Raw genomic sequence first — 9,494 nt, forward strand, 5'->3', positions numbered from 1 at the left:
TCGGTGCGGCAGGCTGGGCTTTTGCTGCAGATAGTCAGACTAGCTCACCTGCCACAATGGCCAAACCTGCGCCGGCAAAAACAGACACCATGCCGCAAAAACTGGTGGATCTTCCCGATTTCACACCGATCGTCAATAAATATGGGAATGCCATCGTTAAAATTGATGACTCCGACACCAAAATCGTTCGGGGAGGGGCGGGAAACACTACCGATCCGTTTCCCAGAAACTCGCCTTTCTATCAGTTTTTCCAGGGATTTTCCGGAGCCAACCCGCCCCAGAAAGAAAAAATGGAGGCCCTGGGTTCGGGATTTATCATTTCCCACAACGGCTATATTGTGACGGCAGGACATGTGGTGCGGGGCATGCATCATATTATTGTGACACTGACCAACCATCACGCTTATCCTGCCAAGGTGGTTGGTCTATCGGTACGATATGATACGGCACTGCTGAAAATTGATGCCCACAACCTGCCCACGGTAGAACTGGGCAATTCCCGTAATCTTAGAGTAGGTCAGTGGTTGCTGGCGATTGGCATGCCTTTTGGCTTTTACAATACGGTCACCCAGGGTGTAGTCAGCGCCTTGAATCGCCCGCTGCCCCATGATGATGAATATATTCCTTTCATTCAGAGTGATGTTCCCATCAACCCCGGCAACTCAGGTGGGCCCATTTTCAACATGGAAGGTCAGGTCGTCGGTATTAATGATCAGATATATACCAACGATGGTGGCTACATGGGTCTTTCTTTCAGCATTCCCATCAATACAGCGATGCGCGCAGTACATGCCTTCGAAGAACACAAAAAGCTTCGCTTTGGCTGGCTTGGAGTGGACGTTCAGGAAGTAAATCCGCAAATGGCCCAGGCACTCCATCTGAAAGAACCGGTCGGGGCACTGGTTGCCTCGGTCAGCCCGCATGAAGCAGCCGCCAGGGCAGGCCTGAAGCCGGGTGACGTCATTGTGACCTACAATCACGAGGCCGTTTACAGCGTCGGACAACTGCCTCCCCTCGTCGGTGACACCCCGCCGGGAACCACGGTACCCATGGGCATTTTGCATAACGGCAAACCGGAAACCCTGCAGGTTACCATTGGCACCATGCCCGCCAAAATGCGTCATGTAGAAGCTGAAAAAACGGCAGATATCCGCCGTCTCGGGCTTCGCGTCACCACCCTCGGTCAGGCAGCACAAAAGCGTCTGGGCATTCATCACGGAGTGGAAATTGAAAGCATTTATCCCGGCCCCGCCGCCCAAATGGGATTGACCGATGGTATGATCATTCAGCAAATTGACCAGCATGAAGTGAACAGTCCGGAACAACTGCAACAAATTGTCCACAAACTGCCGGCCCACACCCCGATTCCCTTGCTGATTCGCCAGGGTCATCAAAGCCTCTATGTCGTGATCACACTCCCTGCACACTAAAAATTAACCATCGTATAAGGAAGTCGCATGCGCTACAAAAAGTACCTGCAGCACAAATCCCGATTCACTCTGTTTGCTGCCTTCGCCACCCTGATGACGGGTGGCACTGCCGTTGCGGGCACCAACCTGTTGATGCCCCCACCACCACCCATACCGGATGCCAAAAGCTATGTACTGATGGATTTCCGCACGGGCCAGATTATTGCGGAAAAAGATGCCAACCTGCAGTTACCCCCCGCCAGTCTGACCAAATTGATGACGGCTTATCTGACTTACGGCGCTCTGGCCAACGGAACGCTGCATTGGCATCAGCGTATTCATGTCAGCCGGGTAGCCTGGCACACGGGGGGGTCCAGCATGTTCATTCAGCCCAACCTCCCCGTTACCGTGGATCAGTTGATGCACGGACTGATTATTGACTCCGGCAACGATGCGGCGGTGGCACTGGCCCAGGCCGTGGCAGGCAGTCGCGCCAGTTTTGTAGATGAAATGAATGCCACTGCGACCAAACTGGGCTTACCCGGTGCGCATTACGGTGACGTGGATGGACTCCCGACCCCTGATCTGCACCTTTCCGCCCTGGATATTGCAATGATTTCCCGGGACCTGATTGCCAAATATCCCCAGGTCATCGATATTTCCAAAATCAAATACTATCGCTATAACAACATCAAGCAACGCAGCTGGAATCCGGCCCTTTTCGGACATCCTGACATTGACGGCCTGAAAACCGGACACACCAACGCTGCCGGGCACTGCATGGATACCACTGCCGTACGCAATGGCCGTCGCCTGATTGCCGTAGTCATGGGCGCTCCCAACTGGCCCAGCGGGGTTAACGATGTCGTAGCCCTGCTGGATTATGGTTACCGCTTTACCACAAATCACACCTTAACCAAAGCCGGAACCGTGGTGGGCACCTACAGTGACACCAGCCTGGACCCCGACAAACTCCCCGTGACGGTCGCCCGAAACGTGGACGTCATGATTCCCACCGGCGCGGAAAAAGACCTGAAAACCCAGGTGACTTATCAGAAAATTGGCAGCAAGGGTATTGCCAAAGGCCAGAAGCTTGGCGAGATGACCGTGTCCCTGAATGGCAAAGTGCTGGGAAAAACCGATCTGGTTGCGGCCGATGCCGCCAAACCGGCAGGCACCTTTGGCAGTTTGTGGAACCGCGTCAAACAATCCTTATAGAACAAACCAGGAGCCTTCCATGCAATGGCCTATTCGTCGTATCGCCCTGCTCATGGCACTGAGCGCCCTACCACTGAGCGCCAGCGCCCTCACCGTCAACATCAGCAAGGCCGTCAGCAGTTCGGCGCCCGTTGCAGTTCCTGCCTTTGGATCAGGTCCTGCTGGACAGCCGGATATTGCCAGCATTGTGCGCTACGACTTGCAACACAGTGGCTATTTTTCGGTCATCAACCCCGCGCTTTATCCGGACGACCCGCATTCCGCCGCCGCCATCAACGTCGCCCAATGGGAAAAAACCGGGGCATTGGCCATGGTAGTCGGTAAAGTTCATCCAACCAGCAGCGGCTATGTGGTCGATGCAGACGCCGTCAGTCTGATTACCCACAAAATGCTGGCCGGACGGCGCTACGTCAGTGATGCGGAAGGCTATCACATGGTCGGTCAGGAAGTGGCCGATCTGCTTTATCAGCAGATCACCGGTGAACCAGGTCCTTTTGCCAGCCATATTGCCTATGTGAATCAGCAGGGAAGCCACTATGACCTGGACGTTGCCCAGTCCGATGGCTGGAATCCGCACAGCATTTTACGGGGTAAAATTCCGATTATTTCTCCGGCATGGTCCCCCCAGGGTCGACAACTGGCCTATGTGACCTACCGGCATCGGCACTCGGTGATCTACCTTCAGAATCTCGCCAATGGTCAGCGTCATCAGGTTCCCGATCAGGGCACGGCGCTCAGCGCCCCGGCCTTTTCGCCCAATGGTCAGTATCTGGCATTCGCCAAGGTCTGGGAGCGCGGCCGCACCGAATTGGTGCGTGAAAATCTGCAAACTGGTCATGAACAGGTACTGACCCGCACCGGAACCGTCAACACCAGCCCCAGCTGGTCACCCGGTGGCCATCATCTGGTTTTTGTGTCCAACCGTCAGGGCAGCGCCCAGATTTATCAGATGCGGACGAATGGCAGCCACATTCAGCGCCTGAGCTATTCCGGAGGCTACAATGTCTCTCCCTCCTACGCCCCGGATGGTCGCTGGATTGCTTTTGTGCATGCCTATCGTGGCGTGCTTTCCCTGGCGGAAATGCGGCCCGATGGCAGTGGCGTGCAGGTGCTGTATGACGGTGGCAACTGCGAGCATCCCAGCTTTGCCCGTGATGGTCGCATGATTGTTTTTGCCACCCATCGTGGTGGTCAGAAGGTATTGGGTGAAGTAGCCGTAAACGGCAAAGGCCTGCATTTTTTGTCTATTGCCGGGCAGACGAATGAACCGGCCTGGGCTCCGCGCTGAGCACCTGCGGCGACAGGCGCGGGTCCAGAGGCTAATGGTAGATGGCAGAAATCACGCACTGCGCCGCTTCGGAATGCTGCGGACTGATCAGCACGTTCGGGGTCTCGGACAGCAGCACACGGGGCCCGCGTAGCAGCGCAGGCTGACTACCCGCGAGCCAACAATCTTTCGGAAACCCAAAAGTCTGTTTACCTGCAGCAGACAGTACGGCAGTGGAATTGTTGATGAAGCACTTGACCGACAACCTGGGCATCGTTATATATGATCGAATATATTTAAAAAGGAGAACGCCCACAGTGAAATCACGCAACGCCGCTGTTTACCTCATCGCTGCCGCCACCCTGATGACCCTGCCGGCCATCGCCAGTGCCCAGGACTTTCGCGTCGCCTATGCTGGCTCCATGGGTGCCGTCATGGATTTACACCTGGGGCCGGCCTTTGCCAAGGCGCAAAAGGTCAATTACCAAGGGGAAGGACAAGGTGCCTATGGCTTGGCGCATCTCATTGCCGGACACAAACTGCGCACCGATGTGTTTGTCTCCATCACTCCTGGGCCCATCGAAGTCCTCATCAAGGCCGGTCTGGTCAAGGAAGCCTATCCCGTAGCCAGCACCGCCATGTGCATTGCTTATAGTCCCAACAGCCCCTATGCCAAGGATTTTGAAAAGGCGGCTGCGGGTAAAATGCCCTGGTACAAGGTACTGCAAATGCCGGGCGTACGTTTTGGCCGTACCGACCCTAAAACCGACCCGCAGGGACAGAACATTATTTTTACCTTCATGCTGGCAGAAAAGTATTATCACCAGCCGGACCTGGTCAAAAACATACTCGGCCCCGTCGAAAATCAGCAGCAGATTTTCACCGAAGCCTCCCTGCTCGCCCGGCTCAAAAGTGGTCAGATGGCCGCTTCATCAGGTTACTTAAGCGCCGTCAAATCTTTGCATCTGCCCTATATTACCCTGCCCGATCAGATCAATCTCAGCGATCCGGTCCTGTCCAAGGACTGGTACAGCAAGGTCCATTTCACCCTGAATGTAGATGGCAAATCCAAAACCGTCCACACCCAGCCGCTGGTGTTTTATGCGGCGGTGCCTACCGACGCACCTGATCCCAAACTGGGCATGGCCTTTATCCACTTCATGACCAGTCCCGCTGGTCAGGCCATGTTCAATGAAACTGGATACAGCGCGCCGAAAGGCCCCGTCCTGAAGTAAGCGTTCTTCATAACTTATTGTACGTGAAGCCTCTGATGTACTTGACAGGCAGCTTTGAGCGATTAAGATAGTAAGTTATTACTTACTTTGAGGCTTGGTCATGGTCACTCATTCAAAACACCTGCCTGCTGAAGAACGCCGCGCCGCCACGGTCGAGGCCGTTGTCAAGCTGGCTGCGGAGCAGAATCCGAGCGAAATCACGACGACTGTGATCGCCAAGCACATGGGCGTCACCCAAGGGGCCTTGTTCAAACACTTTCCGACCAAGGATGCGATCCTGCAGGCGGTGATGGAGTGGGTGGCAGAGTGCCTCCTCTCCCGGGTGGAAAAGGCTGCACATTCTGCTTCATCGCCAATCGCTGCTATAGAGGCCATATTCATGGCGCACGTGGCGTTCGTCGTCGAGCACCCGGGTGTGCCGCGTATGCTGTTCGGTGAGTTACAACGGGCCGAATTAACTGCTCCCAAGCGCATGGCACAGACACTGCTGCGCAATTATCGCGAACGTTTACTCCGGCCCATCGAGGCCGGCAAGGCGGCTGGCGAACTCACACCCGGTCTCGACGCCGAGGCCGCCGCCACGCTCCTGATCGGCATGCTTCAGGGGCTGGTCATGCAGTCGCTGTTGGCGGGTGACGTAGAGCGCATACGCCGTGATGCGCCGCGAGTCTTTGCGATCTATCGGCGCGGTATCGGAGGCGAGAAATGAAACGTCTACCTGTGCAACGCCGCACGCTGGCGCTCATCGCGGTCATCGTGCCGCTGCTGGCACTACTTGTCTATGTCGCACTGCGTTCCGGCCCGCTGGCGCCTGTGGCCGTAACTGTGGCCCAGGTCGAGTCACAATCAATCAACCCGGCGCTGTTCGGCATCGGCACCGTCGGGGCGCGCTATACCTATATGATCGGCCCGACGGCTGCCGGGCGCGTCAAGCGGGTCGACGTGCATGTGGGCGATCGTGTCAGCGCCGGGCAATTACTGGCTGAAATGGATCCGGTTGATCTCGACGACAGGATTCGTGCGCAGAAAGCGGCGATCAAGCAGACGCAGGCGGCAGTCGGCGAGGCGACAGCTAAACAATCCTTTGCGCAAATCCAGGCGCGTCGCTATGAGCGACTGCTGGCCAAACATTCGACCAGTGAGGAAGCCGTGGCGGCGAAACACGAAGAACTGCAGGTTGCCAATGCCGCACTGGCGGCGGCGCGAGGGGATCTGACCCGCACTCACGCCGATCTGCAGGCGCTGCTGGCACAACGGGCGAACCTGCGCCTGGTCGCGCCAGTCGACGGCATCGTCACCCAGCGTGATGCCGCGCCGGGCTCGACCTTTGTCGCCGGCCAGGCCGTGGTGGAGATGATCGATCCGCAGAGCCTGTGGGTCGACGCACGTTTCGACCAGATCCAGGCCGTGGGATTGGCCGCCGGGCAACCCGCATCCATAGTTTTGCGCTCGCGCAGCGGAAAGACCTTCAAGGGCGAAGTGTTGCGCGTCGATCCGCTGGCGGACGCTGTGACCGAGGAAACCTTAGCCAAGATCCGCTTCAAGCACATCCCGCAACCCCTGCCGCCGATCGGCGAACTGGCCGATGTCACCGTCGCCCTGCCCGCGTTGCCGCCGCGCCCGACGGTGCCCAATGCCAGCCTGCAGCGCATCGATGGCAAGCTCGGCGTGTGGCGCGTGGCTGCGGGCAAGCTGGAGTTCGTCCCAGTGAAGGTGCTGGGCAGCGACCTCGACGGGCAGGTTCAGGTCGAGGGTCTGAAGGCCGGCGAGCGCGTGGTGGTGTATAGCCAACGCACCCTGGGCGCGCACAGCAACATCAGCATCGTCGACCGCATTCCCGGAGTGTCGCCATGATCAGCCTGGCCGGACGCGACATCCTGCATACCTGGGGCAAGTTCGTGTTCACCGGAATCGGCCTGGGGCTGTTGATTGGCGTCACCCTGGTCATGGCCGGGGTGTATCGCGGCATGGTCGACGACGCCATGGTGCTGCTCGATAACAGCGGTGCCGACCTGTGGGTGGTGCAGAAAGACACGCAAGGCCCCTACGCCGAATCCTCCAGCCTGTATGACGACACCTGGCGCGGCATTGCCGCCATGCCCGGCGTCGCCAGCGCCACCGACATCACCTACCTCACCATGCAGGTACGCGCCACGAATCATGGCGAGCCGCGCGACGTGCGCGCGATGGTGGTGGGCATCGCCCCCGACGGCCCCGGCAGCGCGGGCTGGCCGCCCTACCTGGTGGCCGGGCGCCAGATCACCCGCAGCCATTACGAGGCGGTGGCCGACATCGCCAGCGGCTTCAAGCTGGGCGACACCCTGCAGATCCGCCGCAACCGCTACACCGTGGTCGGGCTGACGCGACGCATGGTTTCTTCCAACGGCGACCCGATGGTGTTCATTCCGCTCAAAGACGCGCAGCAGGCGCAGTTCCTCAAGGACAACGAAGCCATCCTGCAGCAGCGCCGCCGCACCGCCGAGAACCCGGCGTTCAACCGTCCCGGCGTGCCCGGCCTGCTTGACGCCGTGATCGCCTCGCAGAGCACCAACAACTATGTCAACGCCGTGCTGGTGCGCATCAAGCCCGGCTATACCGCCGACGAAGTAGCCGCACCCATCCGCCGCTGGAAACGCCTGACCGTGTTCACCCGCGCGCAGATGCAGAACATTCTGGTCAACAAACTGATCGCCACCGCATCCAGGCAGATCGGCATGTTCATGGTGATTCTGGCCATCGTCAGCGCCGCCATCGTCGCCTTCATCATCTACACCCTGACCATGGACAAAATCCGCGAAATCGCGGTGCTGAAACTCATCGGCACGCGCAACCGCACCATCGCCGCAATGATCATGCAGCAGGCGCTGGCACTTGGGCTGATCGGTTTCGCCGTGGGCAAGATCACCGCCACCTTCGCCGCGCCGCTGTTTCCCAAGTTTGTGCTGCTGATGCCGGGCGACTCCATCGCCGGGTTCTTCGCGGTGATGGTGATTTGCGCGCTGGCCAGCGTGGTGGCCATCCGCATGGCGCTCAAGGTCGATCCGGCCGAAGCGATCGGAGGTTGATGATGGCGGCACAAGGCATCCGCATCGAAGGATTGAAAAAGCGCTACGGCAGCGGCGATACCGCAGTGGACGCGCTCAAAGGCGTGGACATGGAGGTCGCGCCGGGCGAAGTCGTCGGCCTGGTTGGCCCGTCCGGCTCGGGCAAGAGCACCCTGCTCAAATGCCTAGGCGCGGTGATCGACCCCAGCGCCGGGCGCATGACCCTGGGCGATGCGGTGATCTACGACCAAGGCTGGAAGGCACGCGACCTGCGCGCGCTGCGCCGCGACAAGATCGGCTTCGTATTCCAGGCGCCCTATCTCATTCCGTTTCTCGACGTCACCGATAACGTCGCCCTGCTGCCCATGCTGGCCGGCGTGCCCAACGCGGAAGCTCGCAAGCGCGCGCTTGAACTGCTCACCGCGCTGGACGTGCAGCACCGGGCAAAGGCCATGCCCTCGCAACTCTCTGGTGGCGAACAGCAGCGTGTGGCGATTGCGCGTGGCCTCGTCAACCGCCCGCCGGTGATCCTGGCCGACGAGCCCACTGCGCCGCTGGATTCCAAACGCGCCATGGCGGTGATCCGCATCCTCAACGACATGGCGAAGAAGTACGAGACCGCGATCATCGTAGTCACCCACGATGAGAAGATTCTCCCCACCTTCAAACGCATCTACCACATCCGCGACGGTGTAACCCACGAAGAAGCCGGCGAGGGCCGAGGCTTCGACTGAAAGGAAACGACCATGAAAACCCTGCCCGCCGATGTACGTCCCTACCAGCAAACACCCGAGTTCAACGAGACCACGATTTCATGCCAAGCCGGAAGCAACGCGGTCCTCCGCCAAGAGGGCACCAGCATGACCGCGCCTTCCACGAGCACGGGGTTACGCCTGGGGCTGATCCTCGCCTGCACATTCACGCTCGCGGCCTGCGCCGCAGGGCCGGACTTCAGGCGGCCGGCCGCTCCCGAGACAGCGGATTACACGGCCACGCCGGTCCCTGCGCAAACCGAATCCGCGCCCACGAGACTGGGTGAAGCACAGCGTCTGGTTACCGGCATGGCGGTCGATGCCCAGTGGTGGCGCGACTTCAAGTCGCCCAGGCTGGATGCGCTGATCAAGCACGCGTTTGCGGTGAGTCCCACGCTCGCAGCAGCGAGCGCCACGCTGCGTCAGGCGCAGGAACTCTATTCGGCACAGGCGGGGGCGACGCGTTATCCGCAGGTTGATGTCGGCCTAGCAGCCCGTCGGTTTTAACCTCAGGCTACTGCCAGATTTCGCCCCGATTTTTTTGAAATGGTTCATTTTGAGCCGATTTC

Annotated in this window: 9 protein-coding genes; all 9 read left to right on the top strand. The window is 59.0% G+C overall.

The genetic code is table 11. From position 1 onward, the window contains the following. A partial coding sequence (locus HAP95_RS11025; RefSeq protein WP_215884274.1) for a Do family serine endopeptidase occupies window positions 1-1,430 on the top strand: 1,430 nt, incomplete at its 5' end. A gap of 27 nt (window positions 1,431-1,457) precedes the next feature. Beyond that, window positions 1,458-2,627 (top strand): D-alanyl-D-alanine carboxypeptidase family protein, encoded by a 1,170-nt coding sequence (locus tag HAP95_RS11030; RefSeq protein WP_215884275.1) that lies wholly within the window; start codon window positions 1,458-1,460, stop codon window positions 2,625-2,627. Window positions 2,628-2,646: 19 nt separating this feature from the next. Continuing rightward, window positions 2,647-3,915, top strand: a complete 1,269-nt coding sequence (tolB, locus tag HAP95_RS11035; protein ID WP_215884276.1) for a Tol-Pal system beta propeller repeat protein TolB — start codon at window positions 2,647-2,649, stop codon at window positions 3,913-3,915. 296 nt (window positions 3,916-4,211) lie between these two features. Next, window positions 4,212-5,129: an extracellular solute-binding protein gene (locus HAP95_RS11040; RefSeq protein ID WP_215884277.1), complete on the top strand. Its 918-nt coding sequence runs from the start codon at window positions 4,212-4,214 to the stop codon at window positions 5,127-5,129. Window positions 5,130-5,229: 100 nt separating this feature from the next. Then, window positions 5,230-5,838 (top strand): TetR/AcrR family transcriptional regulator, encoded by a 609-nt coding sequence (locus HAP95_RS11045; RefSeq protein WP_215884278.1) that lies wholly within the window; start codon window positions 5,230-5,232, stop codon window positions 5,836-5,838. Beyond that, window positions 5,835-6,983, top strand: a complete 1,149-nt coding sequence (locus HAP95_RS11050) for an efflux RND transporter periplasmic adaptor subunit (RefSeq protein ID WP_215884279.1) — start codon at window positions 5,835-5,837, stop codon at window positions 6,981-6,983. The genes HAP95_RS11045 and HAP95_RS11050 overlap by 4 nt, the downstream gene beginning before the upstream one ends. Continuing rightward, the gene (locus tag HAP95_RS11055) at window positions 6,980-8,194 is read left to right on the top strand and encodes an ABC transporter permease (RefSeq protein WP_215884280.1); all 1,215 of its coding nucleotides are present in this window, start codon (window positions 6,980-6,982) and stop codon (window positions 8,192-8,194) included. Before HAP95_RS11050 ends, HAP95_RS11055 begins: the two co-directional genes overlap by 4 nt. Beyond that, entirely contained in the window at window positions 8,194-8,907 is a 714-nt protein-coding gene (locus HAP95_RS11060) for an ABC transporter ATP-binding protein (protein WP_226832733.1), read from the top strand. Before HAP95_RS11055 ends, HAP95_RS11060 begins: the two co-directional genes overlap by 1 nt. Before the next feature lie 12 nt (window positions 8,908-8,919). Further along, the gene (locus HAP95_RS11065; protein ID WP_215884281.1) at window positions 8,920-9,432 is read left to right on the top strand and encodes an outer membrane factor lipoprotein domain-containing protein; all 513 of its coding nucleotides are present in this window, start codon (window positions 8,920-8,922) and stop codon (window positions 9,430-9,432) included. Window positions 9,433-9,494 lie beyond the last annotated feature (62 nt).

Source organism: Acidithiobacillus sulfurivorans, from assembly GCF_018853815.1.
Classification (GTDB): domain Bacteria; phylum Pseudomonadota; class Gammaproteobacteria; order Acidithiobacillales; family Acidithiobacillaceae; genus Acidithiobacillus; species Acidithiobacillus sulfurivorans.

What these genes read in the sequence shown, in the direction of transcription:
- HAP95_RS11060 (WP_226832733.1), top strand. Translation starts at nt 8,194, where the DNA reads ATGATGGCGGCACAAGGCATCCGCATCGAAGGATTGAAAAAGCGCTAC.
- HAP95_RS11050 (WP_215884279.1), top strand. Translation starts at nt 5,835, where the DNA reads ATGAAACGTCTACCTGTGCAACGCCGCACGCTGGCGCTCATCGCGGTC.
- HAP95_RS11030 (WP_215884275.1), top strand. Translation starts at nt 1,458, where the DNA reads ATGCGCTACAAAAAGTACCTGCAGCACAAATCCCGATTCACTCTGTTT.
- tolB (WP_215884276.1), top strand. Translation starts at nt 2,647, where the DNA reads ATGCAATGGCCTATTCGTCGTATCGCCCTGCTCATGGCACTGAGCGCC.
- HAP95_RS11045 (WP_215884278.1), top strand. Translation starts at nt 5,230, where the DNA reads ATGGTCACTCATTCAAAACACCTGCCTGCTGAAGAACGCCGCGCCGCC.
- HAP95_RS11055 (WP_215884280.1), top strand. Translation starts at nt 6,980, where the DNA reads ATGATCAGCCTGGCCGGACGCGACATCCTGCATACCTGGGGCAAGTTC.
- HAP95_RS11065 (WP_215884281.1), top strand. Translation starts at nt 8,920, where the DNA reads ATGAAAACCCTGCCCGCCGATGTACGTCCCTACCAGCAAACACCCGAG.